Genomic DNA, 17533 nt, shown 5'->3' with positions numbered 1-17533 from the left:
GGTCTGGTGCAGGAGCACGGCCAGCGCCAGCCCCCGCATGGCCGGGCTGGTGGCCAGCACCAGCAGCTGGCGGCGGACGCCGCTGGCGCGCCGGTCCACCAGCAGCGGACCGAGGCTCCAGGTGACCAGGGTGGCCATCAGATCAAAGGCGATCGTGAAGCCGATGGCCTCGGCGGGGAGCAGGGCCAGGGCCACGGGCAGCCCCCAGTAGCCCGTGTTCCCCACGAGGCAGCCCAGCTGCAGGCTGCCCTCGGGGATACGCCGGCCCAGGGCCGGCAGGCGCATCAGCAGCAGGCCCAGGCCCGAGGCGGCGGCCGCCATCAGGGCCGCCGTGAGCATCTCGGCCCGGAAGCCCGCCCGCAGCAGCAGGGCCACCAGGCTGATGGGGATGCCCCAGTGGATCAACGGCGGGGCGAGCCGTCCGGGCAGAGCGGGGAACCGCATCCCCAGCAGCAGGCCGACACCCAGGGGCGGGACCAGTTCGAGCAGGAACCGCAGCACCAGCCCTCCCCAGGCCTTCGGGAGTCCCCACCATGGCGGCCCCCGGCCTGCGGCGCTGCCTAGGGTCGTCGCTTCTCCAGGTGTTCAGGTCTCCGATGCAATCCCCCATGCGCTCCGGTGCCGACAACGGCTTCGGCGGCCTCTGGCAGCTGGTCTTCGCCGCCGTGCTCGCCGGGCTGGTGCTGCTGACCCAGACCGTCTTCATCGTGCCGGCGGGCAGCGTGGCCGTGGTCACCACCCTCGGCAAGGTCACCGGCGTGCCGCGGCAGCCGGGGGCCAATCTCAAGGTCCCCCTGGTTCAGAACACCTCGCTCTTCGATGTGCGCACCCAGGTGCGGCCGGAGCAGTTCTCCACCCTCACCAAGGACCTCCAGGTGATCCAGGCCACGGCCACGGTGAAGTACGCCATGAAGCCCGCCGAAGCGGGCCGCATCTACGAAACCATCGCCACCGACGACCAGCAGATCTACCCGCGCGTGATCCAGCCCTCCCTGCTGAAGGCCCTCAAGTCGGTGTTCTCCCAGTACGAACTGGTGACGATCGCCACCGAGTGGAACTCCATCTCCGAACTGGTGCAGGAGAAGGTGGCCGAGGAACTGCGCAAGTTCGACTACGTCAACGTCCAGGGTCTGGATCTGACGGGCCTGCAGATCGCCGAGGAGTACCGCGCCGCCATCGAGCAGAAGCAGATCGCCGAGCAGCAGTTGCTGCGGGCCCAGACGGAGGTGCTGATCGCCGAACAGGAGGCCAAGCGCTACCAGACCCTCAACTCCAGCCTCGACGACCAGGTGCTCTACAAGCTGTTCCTAGATAAATGGGATGGCCAGACCTCGGTGGTGCCGGCCCTGCCGGGGGCGGCCGGGGGCGGCGGCAGCCCGGTGATCGTCAACGGCCGCCGCTGAGCGGGACACCCGATGGACGCGGGGATTCTCGATGTGGATCTGCTGGCCTTCGAGCGGGGCGACGCGAGGGCCCGCGACGCCGTGGTCGATGGGGTGAGGCGCAGCCTGGCCAACGGCTTCGTCTACACCAGCAGCGATCTGCCCGGCGACCTGCTGGACACGGCCTACGGCCTCCTGCAGCGTTTCTTCGCGCTCGAGGCCGACACCAAGCGGCGCTTCCGGGCGCCCGGCGCCAGCGGCCAGACCGGTTACACGGAGGGGCTGGTCGAAACCGCCGCCGGCAGCGATCACCCGGATTGGAAGGAGATGCTGAACTGGGCGGACCCGCTGCCCGCCGGGCATCCCCTGCGGCTCCGTTTCCCGGCGCTCTATCCCGAGCAGGTCCTGCCGGAGGCGGCCGTGCCCGGCATCACCGCGGTGCTGGGGGAGTTCCACCGGGCGATCGCCGATCTCCAGCGGCGCTTTCTGCGGGTGATCGCCGTGGGCATGGGCTGTGCCGATGGCTTCTTCGAGGAGATGGTGCGTGAGGCCCCCACCCTCACCCGGGCCCTGCGCTATCCCCCCATGGCCCAGGCACCGGGGGAAGGTCATGTCTGGGCGGCGGCCCATGGGGACATCAATCTGATCACCGCCCTGCCAAGGGCCACCGGGCCGGGGCTGCAGGTGCGGGTGGCCGGGGAATGGGTGGAGGCGGCTCCGCCGGAGGGCCGCGTGATCATCAACACAGGGCTGATGCTGGAGCGACTCTCCAACGGCCGCATCCCCACCGGCTGGCACCGGGTGGTGGCGCCGTCAGGGACCACCGAAGAACGCCACAGCGTCGTGCAGTTCTGCCATGCCAGGCCCTGGACGGTCCTGGCGCCGGTGCCGTCCTGCTGCGGCCCGGAGCATCCCCAGCGCTACAGCGCCATCAGGGCGGTTGATGCACTCGAGGAGGTGCTGTACCGCATCAATCTGCTGGAGCGCTGAGGGGACGACTGAGGGAGCAGCGGTTGATCCCCAGCCCGCTGTCCCCCATCAGCTCGACGATCCAGGGGGCGGGGATCCGCTCCATGTCGCCGGTGTCGATGTTCAGAACTCTGGCGAAGTCCGTTGGATTGGGGCCACTGAGGTCGCAGATCCGGCCGATGAACCAGGGTCTGCCAGCCACCGCCACCACGGCCAGATGGCCGGGGCGGGCGTCCCGGAAGCGCTGGGGGTTGGCCCTGCGCAGGGGAGCCACCGCAGGATCGATCTGACCGGGTGCCATGGCTGAGCTCTGGTACAGATGTACTGTACCCGGGTTGGCGGGATGCGCCACCGGTGTCGCCTTGATGCCTAGTCTGGTTGCCGGTCTGGTTGGGATTCATGGGCGCAGTCAGGGCAGAAGGAACGGCAGAAGGACTGGAACAGGCCTCGCCAGCAGGCAACGATCCGTCCTTTCACTACGAGCCCCTGGAGCGTTTCGGAGCCGGGATCACCGGCTCCCGCCCCTGGAATCTCAACGCCCTGTCTGGGGTGGAGCGGCTCAACGGGCGTGTGGCGATGCTGGGGTTCGCGGCGGCCCTGATCGGTGAGGCCCTCACCGGAGAGGGCGTCCTGGGGCAGTTGGTCCTGATGCTTCGCTGGGTGCTCGGCTGAGGCTCTCCTCCGGGCCGGCCGGCTTGCATGCCCCATGCGCGGGCGCTGCGATGGTTGGGCGCCGCTCTTGCGGAACGGGTTGCTCTTCGCTCAGGAAAGTGCAATCACGTGAACATCCTCTATCCATCGTTCGCGGTAAAATACATTGATGCGGAGAGCCGTTGGATGATTTGTCCTTGGGAACAGTTTACTTCCTGCATGTCCTTCAGTGGATTCATCCCTTTCAGGGTGCTCTTCTGCCACAGGTTATCGTCGGCTTTCTTCCTTGGGCCTGAACGGCTCTTCAGGTAGCGATGGCCTGACGCAACCGGCTGTCACTGAATGAATGATTCGCTGGCTCATCATGCAGCACCTGTCCGATTTTGAAGATCCATGAAGATGAAAGCCAATCAGAATTCTCTCTATATCCTGATGATCAGCATTCATGGACTGATCCGCGGTAATCAGCTTGAACTTGGCCGCGATGCGGATACCGGAGGTCAGACAAAGTACGTGGTCGAACTCACGAGGGCTCTCGCCAGGCGGCCTGAGGTCGGCCAGGTGGATCTGGTCACAAGACTCATCACAGATGATTCGGTGTCAACCGAGTATGGAAAGCCTCAGGAAGCTCTTGACCACAATGCACGCATTATTCGTATTGACGCCGGACCAGGTCTGTATATCCCGAAGGAAGATCTGTGGAGCCATCTCGATGCTTATACCGATGAGCTGTTCGCCTGGCTCCATCGCCAGCCTCGTCTGCCGGATGTGCTGCACAGCCACTATGCCGATGCCGGCTATGTCGGTGTCCGCCTCTCCCACCTTACGGGCTTGCCGCTGATCCATACCGGTCACTCCCTCGGTAGGGACAAGTTTCGAAGGCTTCTGGCCCTTGGTCTGTCCGTCGAAGAGATCCAGCATCGTTACAAGATGTCCGAGCGGATCAGTGCCGAGGAGGATGTTCTCAACAGTGCCAGCCTCGTGATCACAAGCACGCACAATGAAATTGAAGATCAATACGAACTCTACGATTGCTATACACCAGAAAAAATGTCGGTCATCCCACCGGGAACCGATCTGAATCAATTCCACCCCCCCACTGGTGAGGAAGCACCGGTGGGCTTTTCCGGTGTCCTGAGCAGGTATCTCAGAGAGCCGCACAAGCCGATGATTCTGGCCCTTTCGAGGCCGGATGAACGCAAGAATATCGTGTCACTCCTGGAAGCCTACGGACAATCTACGCGCCTGCAGCAGCTTGCCAATCTTGTCATTGTTGCCGGTAATCGAGACGACATTCGTGAGCTTAATGAAGGTGCTCAGAATGTCTTGACTGAGTTGCTTCTTGTCATTGACTGCTACGACCTGAACGGTCTTGTCGCTCTGCCCAAGCATCATTCCGCCAGTGATGTCGCCGATATCTATCGGCTGGCCGCCGCTTCAAAAGGTGTCTTTGTCAACCCTGCGCTCACCGAGCCCTTCGGTCTGACCTTGCTGGAGGCGGCGGCGAGTGGTCTGCCGCTGGTGGCGACAGAAGTCGGCGGACCAGTGGACATCATCGGAAATTGCAACAACGGTCTTTTGATTGATCCGCTAGACGAAGCATCGATTGCCTCTGCCTTGCTCAGCATTCTCGAAGATCAGGAGTTGTGGTCAACGTATTCTCAGAACGGCCTCACCAACGTGGCCAAATTCTATTCCTGGGAAGCGCATGCCAAGACTTATCTTGAGAAGTTAACAGCGCTCATTGATCAGAACAGAATTGCGGCACGTCCTGCGCCCCTGGCCAAGGTACCTGCCGTACAGACCCGAACCCGCGCCATCTTTACGGCCATCGATAACACGCTGCTTGGCGATCCAGAGGCCTTGGCCATGTTCGCGAAGGTGATACGGGAGCAGCACCGCAGAGTCCTGTTCGGTATTTCCACAGGCCGAAGCCTGAACTCTGTGCTCAAGATTCTTAAGGTCCATTCCATCCCCATGCCCGATGTACTGATCACCAGCCTGGGGACGGAGATTTATTACCCGCCTCAGTTCACGACGGATATCTCCTGGACACACCACATTGACCACTGGTGGACCCCGCAAGTGCTGAAGCGAATCGTTGATCCGCTGCCTGGATTGACGCCCCAGTCGAAGGATCAACAAAGCCGCTTCAAGGTCTCCTACTACTACGATGAACAGCTGGCTCCATCCATGGAAGACATCCTCACCATGCTGCGTCAGCATGAGGTCTCTGTTCATACCACGTTGTCCTTCGGTCAGTTCCTTGACTTTGTTCCCGCCCGTGCGTCCAAGGGCCAGGCCTTGCGCTATGTCGCCAACCAGTGGAAGATTCCCCTGGAGCGTGTTCTTGTGAACGGTGGATCCGGTGGCGACGAGGACATGCTCCGTGGCAACACGCTAGGCGTGGTGGTGGCCACTCGTCATCGTGAAGAACTCGCCCAGCTCAGTGAAACCCAGCGGGTGTACTTCGCAGAGGGCTCCCATGCTTCCGGTATCCTTGAAGCCATTGATTATTATGACTTCTTTAATTTGTAAATGTTTCCTCATGCTCCACTGATGCAGAATCTGCTCATCTGTACGGATCTTGATCGAACCCTTCTGCCCAATGGCGAGCAAGCCGAATCCACCGGAGCAAGGACGATGTTTGCTCGATTTGTCTCTCGGCCTGAGGTGTTTCTGGCCTATGTCAGCGGCCGACATCTGGCCTTGGTGGAACAATCGATTCAAGAGTATGGCCTGCCCCTTCCAGACTGGATCATCGGTGATGTTGGCACCTCCATTTACGCCAAGGATCGCGATGGCTGGTCACTGCTCACGTCATGGTCGAGACACATCTCCCTTGACTGGCAAGGGTTTGAGGCTAAGGACCTGGTCGCACTGTTCTCTGGACTCGGTCGGTTGGTGCTGCAACCAGAAGACAAGCAGAACACCTACAAGCTCAGTTACTTCCTTCCCTTGGATGTTGACTTGCCGGCCTTGAAGCAAGCCATGGCCAGCTGTCTTGAGGAAAAGAATATTGCTGCCAGTCTGATTTTCAGTGTGGATGAACAGGCTGCAATCGGACTGATGGATGTCTTGCCCAAAAGGGCCAACAAGCTTCATGCGATTGAATTTCTCATGCGTGAGCAGGGGTTCCTCTCGGAGCAGACGCTGTTTGCTGGCGACAGCGGCAATGACCTGACGGTGCTCACCAGCTCGGTGCCTTCAGTGCTGGTGGCCAATGCCCATCAGGACGTGGTCGAACAGGCTGTTGAGGAGGCCTGTCGGATGGGTACGGGCGATCGCCTGTATCTCGCCAAGGGTGGTTTTCTGGGAATGAACGGCAACTACAGTGCTGGAATCCTGGAAGGGATTGCCCACTTCCATGCCGATGCCATCAGGGAGTTGGATTGATCCGATGCAGAAGCCTTCCCCGATCACCATTTTTGGTGAAGTTCTTTTCGATTGCTTCCCCGACGGTTCCGAGATCCTGGGGGGGGCTCCTTTCAACGTGGCCTGGCATCTCCGAGGCTTCGGCCTGTCGCCTCGTTTCATCAGCAGGGTCGGGATGGATGGACGCGGTGAGCGGATTCGTTCATCGATGCAGAGCTGGGGCCTGGATGACCGCTTTCTGCAATCAGATGCTTCTCGCCCCACCGGCCGTGTGATGGTCACCATCGATGACAATGAGCCCCATTACGACATCGTGCCGGAGAGTGCCTATGACTTCATTGAGCCGCCAGATCTCTCGCAACTGCCGGTCCAGGCCGTTCTCTACCACGGCTCCCTGGCCCTTCGCCACCCCTCCTCCGCGGCGGCCCTGGCCGCCGTCAAAGCCGTGCACCAGGGCCCGATCTTTCTGGATGTGAATCTGCGCACGCCCTGGTGGTCGCAGGACGCGATCCACCCGTTGCTGGATGACGCCGATCACGTCAAGCTCAACGAAGCGGAGCTTGCTCTGCTGGCGACGGAGGGACCCATCGCAGATGATGATGCCAGTCTTTGCGCCGCGATGCGAGACTTCTCACGTCAACATGGTCTGAAAACCTTGATCGTCACCCGTGGTGCCCGGGGGGCCATGCTCTGCAGCAACGATCAAATCGTGGCTGTCGGTCCGGCTCCCGATACCCGTGTCGTGGACACCGTGGGAGCGGGGGATGCGTTCTCTGCCGCCTTTCTGCTCGGGCTCACGCGGCAGTGGTCGCTTTCCGACAGCCTGGATCACGCCCGGGACTTCGCGGCAGCCCTGGTCTCACGCCAAGGCGCCACGATTGATGATCTCTCTGTCTATCAGCAGTTTCTGACGTCTTGGGGTTGCCATTGATCCGATGTATGAGCAAATATCCCACTCCCTGCTGAATTCCATCCTGGATGATCTCCGGCCGGAGATTCGCCGCCAGGACCTGCGTCATTTCTACACCAGGCTGGGCGCCAACTTTTACGCCATCCATTCCCTGTTTGTCACGCTCTATGGCCACCGTGACGACTTCAAGCTTCAGCTTCTGCGTCTGGTCGAAACCATGGCCAGAGGCTATATTGACCGATCACCTGATCTTGAACTTCTCGATATCCAGAGGGAGTACGATTACAATTGGTTCCTCTCCCAGAAGTGGGTTGGGATGGCCATTTATTCCAATGGTTTTGCCGAGAATCTTGCAGACCTGGAATCCAAGATTGGTTACTTTCAGGAGTTGGGAATCAATATGGTTCATATCCTCCCCATCCTGATGTGTTCCACCGGAAAGAGTGATGGCGGGTATGCGATCAGTGACTTCCGTCAAATTGATGAACGAGCCGGAACAATCAGTGATTTGAGGAACATCGCGGACGAGTTCAGGAAGCGAGAGATCCTGCTGGTGCTTGACATCGTTCTAAACCACACCTCCGATGAGCATGAATGGGCGAAACGTGCCATGGCTGGGGAGAGCCAGTTTCAAGATTATTATTATATTTACGAAAGCAGGGATATTCCGGATGTTTTCGAGCAGAGCATGCCAGAAGTCTTTCCGGAGAGTGATCCAGGAAACTTCACCTGGAATGAGGAGATGGGCAAGTGGGTCATGACAGTTTTTCATGACTACCAGTGGGATCTCAACTACTCCAATCCAGCAGTGTTCATTGAAATGCTGGATGTGTTGCTCTTCTGGGCCAACCAGGGTGTGGATGTTCTGCGTCTTGATGCCGTTGCGTTTCTCTGGAAGAAGCTCGGTACATCCTGCCAGAATGAACGCAAAGCCCACCTCATCCTGCAGCTCATGAAGGATTGCTGCCAGGTGACGGCACCTGGGGTGCTTTTCATCGCTGAGGCCATCGTGGCACCCACCGAGATCACCAAGTATTTCGGTGAAGACGCTGTTGTTGCCAAGGAGTGTGAAATTGCCTACAACGCCACCTTGATGGCCTTGTTGTGGGACAGCGTGGCCACGCGCAACACCAAGCTTCTATCGCAGGGCATCAAGAGTTTGCCGAGCAAGCTGGAACGCGCCACCTGGTTGAACTATGTCCGTTGCCATGATGACATCGGCTTTGGATTCGATGACAATGATATTGAACTGGTCGGTTATGAGCCGCGTGCCCACCGTCGCTTTCTCATCGACTACTTCAAAGGGGACTTCGATTCGATTCCCCGAGGGCTTGCTTTCATGCCCAACGACACCACTGGTGATGCGCGGATCTGCGGCTCGCTGGCATCTCTCGTTGGCCTTGAATCCGCCATTGAATCATGTGATCAGAAGCTGATCGCCACAGCGATCAGTCGTATTCTGCTCATGCATGGGATCATTCTTTCTTTCGGCGGCATTCCACTCATCTACAACGGAGATGATCTGGGCGTCTTGAATGACTATAGTTTCTACGATGATGACAGCAAGAGTAATGACACCCGTTGGGTGCATCGTCCGAAGATCAACTGGGAGAAGGCGGAGCTCAGGAAGAAGCAGGGAACGGTGGAGTGTTCGATCTTCACAGCCATGAAGAAAATGATTTCTATCCGCAAGGAAATCGCTGCCTTTGCTGACTTCAATAACCGAGAGATCCTTGACCTCGACAATGATTACCTTCTCGCTTTCGTGCGTTTCAATCCACTGCGCCCTTCGGAGAAGGTCCTGGTCCTGGCTAATTTCAATGATCAGCCGCAGTTCTTCGATCTCGACGCCCTTAGGCCAGCTGTCTTCGGACGCCATGACTGCCTCACCGATCTCTATTCCGGTCGGACACCCTCCCAGTCCGGGAGCCGCATCGCCTTGCAGGCCTATCAGTTTTACTGGCTTACGAAGATCTGAAACTCCCTTGGCCCCCGTGCCAGCTCCAGCGTGAGCCTCCCGGCGAGCTCTGATTCCCACTGTCCTTCGCGCACGATGCCCCCCTGTCCATGCGCGTCTTCACCCCGGCCCTGCTGACCCTGCTGGTGGCCTCCGCGGCCGTGGCACTGGCCGTGACGACGGAGAAGCCCCCCGGCTCCAGCGTGCCTTCGCTGCCTTCCCAGCAGCGGCAACGTGCGGAGGAGGCTCCGCCTTCTGCTCCAGCCCCAACCCGCACCTACCCCCGATTGCCAGGGGACCCCGCGGCCATCGCCTCCCAGTTGGCCGCCGCGGAGGCGGCCCTGCGGTCCGCCGACACACCGCCCGGACTCCTGGGTGAGCTGGGGCATCGCCAGCAGGTCACCTATCGCCGGCTCGCCGCCGATCCGGCCCTGGCCGCCCGGGTGCACAGCGCCCTGCCCGTCCGCTGGCAGGGGGTGATGGACCGCCACCTGGCGGCCCGTCGGGAGTTTCTGGCCATGCACCGGGGCGGGCGCCGTCCGGCTGTCGTTCCCGCCTGGCGGATCATCCCCCCGGAGCCCGCCGCTGACCTGCTGCGTTACTACCGGGAGGCGTCCGCCGCCACCGGGATTCCCTGGGAGGTCCTGGCCGCCATCAACCTGGTCGAAACGGGCATGGGCCGCATCGATGGCGTCTCCGTTGCCGACGCCCGGGGCCCCATGCAGTTCCTCCCCAGCACCTGGGCCGAGCCCGGCATCGGCAAGGGAGACATCCGCGATCCCGAGGACGCGATCCATGCGGCGGCCCGCTATCTGGTGCGGCGCGGAGGTCTGCGGGACATCCGTCGGGGGCTGTGGGGCTACAACAACAGCCAGCATTACGTCAGGGCCGTGCTGCTCTACGCCGAGCTGCTGCGCCTGGATCCGGCGGCCTTCACGGGCCTCTACCACTGGGAGATCCACTACGCCTCCACTGCCGGCGACCTCTGGCTGCCGGTGGGCTACAGCCAGAGCCGCCCCCTGGCGGTCGCCACCTACCTGGCGCGCTTCCCCGCCTCGGCCCCTCCGGGACCCTGAGTCGCCTGCCAGCATGGAATCCCGTCGGGCTCCGGATGGCCCAGCTGCCCATGACCCAGCTGCAAGCGATCAACATCGCCAAGGTGACCACCATCGTGGCGCTGCTGGTGCCTGCCCTGGTGCTGGGGCTGGAATCCGTCCGGGTCGCGATCTACCTCGCCCTCCACATCAGCTACTGCCTCTGGTGGCTGCTGGAGGAGGTGCTCTTTCCCTGGCGCACCACCCAGCTCTTCACCGAGGTGGTCCAGCCGCCGCAGGCCCTCGCGGTGGTGCTGTATGTCGGGGTGTTCTATGCCGTGCCGGGCTGGCTGGCCATGGCCAATCCGGTCCCCATCGGCCCGCTGACGATCGCCCTGGGGCTCAGCCTCTACATCTTCGGATCGCTGCTGAACACCGCGGCTGATGTGCAGAAGGGCACCGCCAAGGCTCTCGGGGCCACCCTGGTGGCGGACGGGGCCTGGCGCCGCGTCCGTCACGTCAACTACCTGGGCGACCTGCTCCGCTACAGCAGCTTCGCGGTGATTGCCGGCTCTCCGTGGGCCTGGCTGCTGCCCGCCTCGGTGCTGGCGCTCTACCTGCCCCGCATGATCCGCAAGGAAGCCTCCATGGCCGAGCGCTATCCAGCTTTCGAGGCCTATCGCCAGAGCAGCTGGTGGCTGCTGCCGGGAGTGGTCTAGGGCTGCCGGTGCCGTGGGGGCAGGCCCCGGACGCCAGGGATCAATCGAGGCCCCTGCCCAGCAGGACGTCCCTGGCGCCATTGACCGCCTGCATGGTGGCGTGGCGCCCACCGCGGTCAGGGTGATGCTCGGCGGCGGCCCGCTTCCAGGCCGCGGTCACATCGGCTTCCCGCAGCCGGCCCGCCAGGGCCAGTCCGAGCCTTGCCCTGGCCTCGATCGCCTCGAGTCCAGGGCTCCGGCCCAGGGGCCCGTGGTCAGCGGCGGACAGGCCCGTGCCCTTCTTGCGGCGACCCTTGGTGCCTGCGTTCCTGGCCTGGTCGCGGGAGCGTGAGGCCGCAAAGCCCTTGCGGAGCGGCTCATCGGGCCTGTCCGAAGGGGCGCTGGCGGGCTGGTCGGGCCGCAGGGAGACCAGCGTCAGGCGTGGGTCGAGCAGGGTGCGAGCCATGGGTTCAGGTGCCAGCCCGACCGTTGCGTTGAGAGGTTGGGTTGAGGGGGTGGTGGCGGCTCAGGCCGCGACGTCGAAGCCGGGGGCCGGATCGATGCTCAGTTCGGCGACCAGGTCGCTGGCCGCCGCATCGGTGAACTCGGGTGCGACCCCGGCCAGCTCGGGAGCCACCATGGCCAGAGGCGCCTGGCCATGGCCGCCGGCCAGAGCCGGTGTCAGAAAGGCCATGGCCAGACCCACCATCAGGGCGAAGAGGAAGCTGAGGGCTCGCATCGGCCATGAAAAGAAGCTCCATAGTCCTAACACCGCTTCGGCCGGTGACGCTCTGGACGGGAGAAGATGGCCCGAGGGAGCCTTGCCCATCTCCCCCCGTTGCGGCGATGTCGCGCCTGACGGGACGCAGGTGCTGGTGGTCAGCACGGTGGTGCCTGCGCTGAGTGGGTGACATCCTCTCGACGCTGCCCATGCTCCGGGGCTTCCTGTGGGTGGGCTGGGATCGCCGTCGCCGGGGCCGGCACGACAAGCTCGCCGGCACACTGGTGTTCCGGGTGGCGCGACAGGGGCCGGGAACCCTGGTGTTGGACCTCCCTGACATCCGTCCCCTGCGGCCATGACAGCTCCCTCCCGCGATCCCCTCGATGCGGCCATCGCCGCCCGCCGGGCCCAGGACCCCCTGGTGGGGGCGCGGATCGGTGCCGAGGAGATCAGCCGCCGGCTCCTGAAGGCCATGGCGTCCGAGCGGGGCGTGCACGTCGAATCGCTGCTGGCGGTGTGCGGTGCCCTGGCGGGCCAGGCCTGCCAGGCCGCCGTGCGGGCCCGCTCCCGGGCGGCCGGCCAGGCGGAGCTTTCCGGGCTGCACGTCGTCGGCACCGGCGACGGCGGGTCCTGCCTGGTGGGCGAAGGGCTGGTCCAGGCCCTTTTCGTCGATCCTTACTCCACCTGGGGTCTGGCCGCCGGAGCCGCCCAGCAGGCGGGCTGCACGGCCCTGCCGGACCCGACGGCGCTCTGGCGCCACGGGATCGAACACCTCGGTCACGGGGACTTCGGTGTGCCGCTGGTGCCCGACGCCCACCAGCCGTCGCCCGAATCCCTGCAGTCGCTGCCGAGCCTCTGGCCGGCCCTTTTGCCGCTGGCGCAGCGATTCTGTCCCGAACCGGTGGAATGGCCGATCCTGTTCGGCCTGGTGGCGCAGAAGGCGATCACCATGGGCCGGGACGTGATCGATCCCTGCCTGGCGCTGCGCATCGTGATGGACACCGCCGTCGCCAGCGCCATGGTGGTGCTGCCGGAGAACCAGGAGCCCGCCAGCGGTTCCTGACCGTGCCGGGCTCCATGGGCGGTCGCGGCTTGGCAGCGGCGGCCCGGGGCGTTACCACGGCCTGCACGGTCCCTTGCAGCAGGCGGATGGACTCCCGCTTCCGACGGTTTCTGACGGCGCTGACCCTGCCCTGGCTGCTGCCCCTGTCCCTGGCGCCCGTACCCCTGCTGGCGATGGGGGAGCCGCCGCCCCGGCTGGCGGAGATTCCCCTGGAGGTGCCGGTGGGGGACCTGGGGCGCAACGAGCGTCTGCCGGATCTGCTGCGGTCCCGCTACCGGCCGGCCCCTGCGGGGGCCTTCCCGGTGCAGCGGGCCGGGGCCCTGGGCTATCCCCTCGCCCTGCAGCCCAGCGAGCAGGCCCCGTTCGGCTGGCGGCTGGCCGACTCGCGCAACGCCTGGCGCATGCACACCGGCCTCGATCTGATCGCCCCCGAAGGCACGCCGGTGTTCGCCGTGCTGCCGGGCACCGTGCGGTTGGTGGATGAGGTGGGCGGCTATGGCCTGCTCGTGGTGATCGACCATGGCCTCGGCTGGCAGAGCCTGTACGCCCAGCTGCTGGATGTGGCGGTTCTGCCCGGGGAGAGCCTGGTGGGGGGGCAGCCCATCGGCCGGGTGGGCAGCAGCGGCTCGGCCACCACGGCCCATCTCCACTTCGAGTGGCGCCAGCTGCGCCAGGGGCGGCTGGTGGCGGTGGACCCCTCGCCGCTGCTGCAGCCGATCGGCACGGGCCCCTCCGTGGCGGGTCGGGCGCCCCTGCCGCCCTTGCCCTGAGCCAGCGGGCCGGCGGGCCTTGCCGTTCAGGGACGATCGGGATCCACCGGCAGCCCCAGCAGGGCCAGCGCCAGGCGGCGTGCTCCCAGCAGCAGGGGGTAGAGCCGGCGGCTGCGGGACGGGCCGTCGAACAGGGGGACCAGCACCTGCAGCAGAGGATCGCTGGGCCGCATCAGGGCGCACAGCTGGCGCACCGCCTCCGCGCCGTGCCAGGCCTGCTCCCCCTGGAGCAGGACCGCCCCCTGGGCCAGCGGCAGGCCCCGTTCCCGCAGCTCACGGCGCAGGGCCCCATCGGCCCGCCCGTCGACGATCTGCAGGTGGGGAATGCCGCCACGCAGTTCACTGCTCAGGGCGAAGTGCCGGCAGAAGGGACAGCCCCCGTCGTAGACGAGTCGCAGGGTCTGCGGGTCGCCCATGGCTGCAGGGGAGATCAAGGAAGGCTGGCCTCGGCTTCGGAAGCGTGGTCGCAATCTCGATTCTGCCGGCGCCGGCTGGAAGGTGCGGCAGGGCATCGAAGGGGCCTGGAAGGAACGATTTCACCAAGTCCTGACAGGTGGCTGGATTCTGTGATCCTCGGCACCGTTCGATTCCTCAGAACGATTAGATCCTCTGCCAATGGATGACAGGACAGATGCTCACACCAACCACCCGTCTGAGGCTCCAGGAGATCATCGGCAGGATTGCCGATTCCCGCCCCGTCAGCCTGCATGAGCGCATCTATGTTCAGAAGTTCGCTGATCGCGATGCCAGTGTCTGGAGCTGGTTGCGGCGGGCCCAGCGCACCCAGCGCAGGGGCGAGGCCGATTCGGAACTCGACCGCTTCATGGGGGCGCTGGATCTGGGCGAGCCTTGTGACGCCGGCGGATTCGATCCCGGCCGGGACGATCTGGGCGACTGGTTCAGCGGAGCTCCGAATTGGCTCAGGCGCAGTTGAGTCGTCCTTAAGCGGTACAAACACTCATTGCCGAACCTTCGTCGCATCGGCAACCGACATGGCTTGGGGAGCATGTGTTGATGCCATGGTCGGGTTGGAGTCACGTCGGAGGGAGCCATGGACGCCTTGTTTTGTAGCTATCGCAACTGTTCGGAACGGATGCGGATCATCCGCTGCTGCGGGCCTGAGGATTTCTTCCTCGAGCGGGTGGTCTTTCCCTTCGAAGTGCTCACCTTCCATTGCCCGCCCGCCACGGACGTCGAGATCTGGGCCCGCGATTCGATGGGTGTCGTCCTCACCGAACAACTCCCCGCCGATGCCCTGGCCATGCAGCAGAGTGAGGTGTCGCCCCGTCCGGAATGGCTGCCCCAGGTTCCGAGCCGAGCGGTGGGGGTGAGGGGCAACGCCAGTTCGGTCTGCCTTCTGCCCCACTAATTTCTGCCCCACGGACGCCGGACCCGGGCGTCGGCATCGTCTGCAGCGCCAGCTACCGCGAGCACCTCACCGGCCCCTGGCATCCGGAGTGCCCCGCCCGGGTCGACGCCGTGATCCAGGGCCTGGAGCGGGCCGGTCTGCTGGCCCGCTGCTCCATCCTTCCGCCCCGCCCGGCCACGGATGCGGAGCTGCTGCGCTGCCACACGCCGGGATACCTGCAGCAGGTCCGAGAGGACATCGGGGCGGGCCGGGACCAGCTCTCCACCGGTGACACGGCCATCAGTCCCCACTCGGAGCGCACGGCGCGGCTGGCGGCGGGGGGGGTGCTGGCGGCGGTGGAGGCCGTCATGGAGCAGCGGGTGCGCCGGGCCTATGCGGTCGTCAGGCCCCCTGGGCACCATGCCAGCGCGGCGCGGGGCATGGGCTTCTGCATCTACAACAACGTGGCCGTCGCCGCCCGCCAGCTGCAGGCGGTGCACGGTCTTGAGAGGATCCTGGTCGTCGACTGGGACGTGCACCACGGCAACGGCACCCAGGACATCTTCTGGAGCGACCCCTCGGTGCTGTTCTTCAGCAGCCACCAGGCGCCGCTCTATCCGGGGTCCGGCAGCCGGCGAGAGCGGGGGGAGGGGGCCGGGGCCGGCACCACCCGCAACTGCCCCCTGCCCGCCGGGACGTCGGGGCCCGAGCTGGTGGCCGCCTGGCGGGAGGAGCTGCTGCCGCTGGCCGAGGCCTTCGCCCCGGATTTCGTGCTGATCTCGGCCGGTTTCGATTCCAGGGCTGGAGATCCTCTCGGGGACTTCCGTCTTCAGGACGGCGATTTCGCGGCCCTGACCCAGTTGCTGCTCACCATCGCGGCGGACCATGCCCAGGGCCGGTTGGTGTCCGCCCTGGAGGGCGGCTACGACCTCGTGGGCCTGGCGTCGGCCAGTGCCGCCCACGTGGCCTGCCTGCTGGGGGACCCCTTGCCGCACTGACCACGCCACCAGAACCAGGCCTCGCGGTTGATCAGCAGGCCGATCAGCACCATGGCGACCATCAGCACGATCTGGTCGGCCCGGGCGTCTGGCACCAGGATGTCGGCGGCCAGGTGGGGGATGTTGGTGAGGGTGTACAGAACGCTCAGCCAGAAATGGGCGCAGCGCCAGTGGCGCCAACGGCGCGGCTGGCCCGGATCACTGGCGGCGTAGGCGATCAGCACGACGGCGGCCAGGGGCACCAGGAAGTAGGCGAGCATGGCGCCGAAGAGCAGCGGCAGCTGGGCGGCCGCCACATGGCCATGGATCTCCGGGGAGATCCCGTGGAACAGGGGCATCAGGCCCAGGTCCACATGGAAGAGCATCGCCAGCAGCCAGGCGATCCAGAGGCTGCGCAGCCGCAGGGCGTGGTCGACGGCCGTGGCCATGGGAACGTTCCAAGGCCTCCTGAGTCTGGGCGTCCTTGGCGTCGACGCGTGCGGACGGGGTCGCTTCGTGATGGCTCGGTTCGTTGCCAGGTTCCGTAAATTGTCTGAACGGTGAATGGGTCCCTCTCCCCAGGCCGCTCACGATGACCTCCTCGACTTCCTCCCTGCCCAAGACCGCGGTGGCCACCGGGCCTGCCGGGAGGGCCATGGCCCAGCCCATGGAGGCCGGGCTGCTCGAAGGCTTGCAGGACCACCTGGGCCTCGAGCGCAAGGCCAGCGCCGCCTACTGGGCCATGGCGCTCTGGTTCGCCGAGAGGGAGCTGCGCGGCTTCGCTGGCCACCTGATGGCCGAGTCCCGCGGCGAACAGCACCATGCCGGCCTGCTGGCCGACTACCTGATCGCCCGCGGTCAGACGGTGGACCTCGGGGAACTGCCCGCCCCCTGCCAGGAGTGGAGCGATCCAGAGGCGGTGCTCGCGGATGCCTTCCGCCTTGAGGCCGATGTCACCACATCGCTGCAGCTGCTCTACGCCATGGCGGAGCGCAGCGGCGACGTGCGTACCACCGTCTTCCTCGATCCGATGATTCAGGGTCAGATCGCCGCCGAGAACGGCGCCGCCCACCTGCTCGGTCGGGTGCGCTTCGGGCGCCAGGAGCCCGCCTCCATGCTGCTGATCGATGGGGAGCTGGCGGCGGCCCAGGCCGCGGCGGCTCCTTAGGTCTGACACCCCGGGCACGGGGACCTCATCCCCCCGCGGTTCCGGCGGCCAGCGGTCGGCTGGTGATCTCCAGCAGGAAGGCGGCGCCGAGTGGATCGCGCAGGGGCAGGCGCAGGAGGGTCCGGGCCTGGCCCTGCAGTTCCAGGCGCCGCTGCTCCAGCCGGCGGGCTTCCCGACCAAGCCGCAGGCGGAGTCCTTCATCACGGCAGGCGGCCCGCTGCCCCTTCAGCCGCTGCCAGCTCTGGCGCACTGCGGCCATGTCGCGGCAGAGGCTGCCGATGAGGCTGTCGCCGGTGTGGATGGTGGTGGCCATGGCGTTTCAGGCCGCCGCCAGGGGAGCACCGTCGACCAGGGCCGGCGCCAGGCGCAGGCTGGTCTCGCCACTGGGGACCTGGAGCAGGTCGGCGGCGCGGATGCGGGAGATCAGGCGGGTGGTGGTGACGCGGGTGGTGCCGATCAGCTCACCGATGCGCTCATGGGTGAGGCGGAAGGGAAGGTCGCACCAGGGTC

General features: G+C 64.9%; 23 protein-coding genes and 1 pseudogene. 16 read left to right on the top strand and 8 right to left on the bottom strand.

The window, feature by feature from the left end:
• A pseudogene (locus tag VB737_RS01405) lies at positions 1 to 501 on the bottom strand (malate transporter); the annotation flags it as partial.
• Positions 502 to 596: 95 nt separating this feature from the next.
• On the opposite strand from VB737_RS01405, the gene VB737_RS01400 reads away from it, so the two are divergent.
• Together VB737_RS01400 and VB737_RS01395 are read left to right on the top strand one after the other, a co-directional pair.
• Complete coding sequence (locus VB737_RS01400; RefSeq protein ID WP_500310499.1) at positions 597 to 1403, top strand: prohibitin family protein; 807 nt, start codon at positions 597 to 599, stop codon at positions 1401 to 1403.
• A 12-nt stretch (positions 1404 to 1415) separates the two neighbouring features.
• Entirely contained in the window at positions 1416 to 2372 is a 957-nt protein-coding gene (locus VB737_RS01395) for an isopenicillin N synthase family dioxygenase (protein ID WP_500310497.1), read from the top strand.
• Here VB737_RS01395 and VB737_RS01390 read toward each other — a convergent pair.
• Positions 2353 to 2652: a hypothetical protein gene (locus VB737_RS01390; protein WP_500310495.1), complete on the bottom strand. Its 300-nt coding sequence runs from the start codon at positions 2650 to 2652 to the stop codon at positions 2353 to 2355. The genes VB737_RS01395 and VB737_RS01390 overlap by 20 nt on opposite strands.
• A 98-nt stretch (positions 2653 to 2750) precedes the next feature.
• Here VB737_RS01390 and VB737_RS01385 point away from each other — a divergent pair, with 98 nt between their 5' ends.
• The 7 genes from VB737_RS01385 (at position 2751) to VB737_RS01355 (ending at position 10997) form a co-directional block, all read left to right on the top strand.
• Positions 2751 to 3023, top strand: coding sequence for a high light inducible protein (locus tag VB737_RS01385; RefSeq protein ID WP_500310494.1), 273 nt, complete (start codon positions 2751 to 2753; stop codon positions 3021 to 3023).
• A 372-nt stretch (positions 3024 to 3395) separates the two neighbouring features.
• On the top strand, positions 3396 to 5540 hold the full coding sequence (locus VB737_RS01380; RefSeq protein WP_500310492.1) for an HAD-IIB family hydrolase: 2145 nt from the start codon (positions 3396 to 3398) through the stop codon (positions 5538 to 5540).
• A 21-nt stretch (positions 5541 to 5561) separates the two neighbouring features.
• The gene (locus VB737_RS01375) at positions 5562 to 6398 is read left to right on the top strand and encodes an HAD-IIB family hydrolase (protein WP_500310490.1); all 837 of its coding nucleotides are present in this window, start codon (positions 5562 to 5564) and stop codon (positions 6396 to 6398) included.
• A 4-nt stretch (positions 6399 to 6402) separates the two neighbouring features.
• Positions 6403 to 7308, top strand: coding sequence for a carbohydrate kinase family protein (locus tag VB737_RS01370; protein ID WP_500310488.1), 906 nt, complete (start codon positions 6403 to 6405; stop codon positions 7306 to 7308).
• Between the two features lie 4 nt (positions 7309 to 7312).
• Positions 7313 to 9265: an alpha-amylase family glycosyl hydrolase gene (locus VB737_RS01365; protein ID WP_500310486.1), complete on the top strand. Its 1953-nt coding sequence runs from the start codon at positions 7313 to 7315 to the stop codon at positions 9263 to 9265.
• An 89-nt stretch (positions 9266 to 9354) separates the two neighbouring features.
• Complete coding sequence (locus tag VB737_RS01360; protein WP_500310484.1) at positions 9355 to 10320, top strand: lytic transglycosylase domain-containing protein; 966 nt, start codon at positions 9355 to 9357, stop codon at positions 10318 to 10320.
• A 35-nt stretch (positions 10321 to 10355) separates the two neighbouring features.
• Positions 10356 to 10997: a methyltransferase family protein gene (locus VB737_RS01355; RefSeq protein WP_500310482.1), complete on the top strand. Its 642-nt coding sequence runs from the start codon at positions 10356 to 10358 to the stop codon at positions 10995 to 10997.
• Positions 10998 to 11037: 40 nt separating this feature from the next.
• On the opposite strand, the gene VB737_RS01350 is transcribed toward VB737_RS01355, so the two are convergent.
• On the bottom strand, positions 11038 to 11442 hold the full coding sequence (locus tag VB737_RS01350) for a molecular chaperone DnaJ (RefSeq protein ID WP_500310480.1): 405 nt from the start codon (positions 11440 to 11442) through the stop codon (positions 11038 to 11040).
• A gap of 60 nt (positions 11443 to 11502) precedes the next feature.
• Entirely contained in the window at positions 11503 to 11715 is a 213-nt protein-coding gene (locus VB737_RS01345) for a hypothetical protein (RefSeq protein WP_500310478.1), read from the bottom strand.
• Positions 11716 to 11879: 164 nt separating this feature from the next.
• Between VB737_RS01345 and VB737_RS01340 the strand changes: the two genes are divergently transcribed.
• The 3 genes from VB737_RS01340 to VB737_RS01330 all read left to right on the top strand — a co-directional run bounded on the left by VB737_RS01340 (position 11880) and on the right by VB737_RS01330 (position 13530).
• Positions 11880 to 12056, top strand: coding sequence for a hypothetical protein (locus tag VB737_RS01340; protein ID WP_500310476.1), 177 nt, complete (start codon positions 11880 to 11882; stop codon positions 12054 to 12056).
• Complete coding sequence (locus tag VB737_RS01335) at positions 12053 to 12760, top strand: hypothetical protein (RefSeq protein ID WP_500310475.1); 708 nt, start codon at positions 12053 to 12055, stop codon at positions 12758 to 12760. The genes VB737_RS01340 and VB737_RS01335 overlap by 4 nt, the downstream gene beginning before the upstream one ends.
• A gap of 86 nt (positions 12761 to 12846) precedes the next feature.
• Positions 12847 to 13530, top strand: a complete 684-nt coding sequence (locus VB737_RS01330) for a M23 family metallopeptidase (RefSeq protein WP_500310474.1) — start codon at positions 12847 to 12849, stop codon at positions 13528 to 13530.
• A 26-nt stretch (positions 13531 to 13556) separates the two neighbouring features.
• On the opposite strand, the gene VB737_RS01325 is transcribed toward VB737_RS01330, so the two are convergent.
• Positions 13557 to 13946: a DCC1-like thiol-disulfide oxidoreductase family protein gene (locus tag VB737_RS01325; RefSeq protein WP_500310473.1), complete on the bottom strand. Its 390-nt coding sequence runs from the start codon at positions 13944 to 13946 to the stop codon at positions 13557 to 13559.
• A 215-nt stretch (positions 13947 to 14161) separates the two neighbouring features.
• Between VB737_RS01325 and VB737_RS01320 the strand changes: the two genes are divergently transcribed.
• The 3 genes from VB737_RS01320 (at position 14162) to VB737_RS01310 (ending at position 15876) form a co-directional block, all read left to right on the top strand.
• Positions 14162 to 14464, top strand: coding sequence for a DUF8638 family protein (locus VB737_RS01320; RefSeq protein ID WP_500310471.1), 303 nt, complete (start codon positions 14162 to 14164; stop codon positions 14462 to 14464).
• A 117-nt stretch (positions 14465 to 14581) separates the two neighbouring features.
• A complete protein-coding gene (locus VB737_RS01315; protein WP_500310469.1) occupies positions 14582 to 14899 on the top strand; it encodes a DUF1830 domain-containing protein in 318 nt (105 codons plus the stop codon).
• The gene (locus tag VB737_RS01310) at positions 14824 to 15876 is read left to right on the top strand and encodes a histone deacetylase family protein (RefSeq protein ID WP_500310467.1); all 1053 of its coding nucleotides are present in this window, start codon (positions 14824 to 14826) and stop codon (positions 15874 to 15876) included. The genes VB737_RS01315 and VB737_RS01310 overlap by 76 nt, the downstream gene beginning before the upstream one ends.
• On the opposite strand, the gene VB737_RS01305 is transcribed toward VB737_RS01310, so the two are convergent.
• Positions 15801 to 16304, bottom strand: a complete 504-nt coding sequence (locus VB737_RS01305; RefSeq protein WP_500310466.1) for a hypothetical protein — start codon at positions 16302 to 16304, stop codon at positions 15801 to 15803. The genes VB737_RS01310 and VB737_RS01305 overlap by 76 nt on opposite strands.
• Positions 16305 to 16447: 143 nt before the next feature.
• Between VB737_RS01305 and VB737_RS01300 the strand changes: the two genes are divergently transcribed.
• Complete coding sequence (locus VB737_RS01300) at positions 16448 to 17023, top strand: ferritin (RefSeq protein ID WP_500310465.1); 576 nt, start codon at positions 16448 to 16450, stop codon at positions 17021 to 17023.
• 25 nt (positions 17024 to 17048) lie between these two features.
• On the opposite strand, the gene VB737_RS01295 is transcribed toward VB737_RS01300, so the two are convergent.
• Together VB737_RS01295 and VB737_RS01290 are read right to left on the bottom strand one after the other, a co-directional pair.
• Complete coding sequence (locus tag VB737_RS01295; RefSeq protein WP_500310464.1) at positions 17049 to 17336, bottom strand: hypothetical protein; 288 nt, start codon at positions 17334 to 17336, stop codon at positions 17049 to 17051.
• A gap of 6 nt (positions 17337 to 17342) precedes the next feature.
• Positions 17343 to 17533, bottom strand: a 191-nt coding sequence (locus VB737_RS01290; protein WP_500310462.1) for a helix-turn-helix domain-containing protein, incomplete at its 5' end; no start/stop codon positions are given.

It is taken from the genome of Synechococcus sp. BA-120 BA3 (assembly GCF_034931285.1).
GTDB lineage: Bacteria > Cyanobacteriota > Cyanobacteriia > PCC-6307 > Cyanobiaceae > Cyanobium.
Note: the sequence above shows the minus strand (reverse complement) of the source record. Positions and strands in the feature narration are given on the sequence as shown.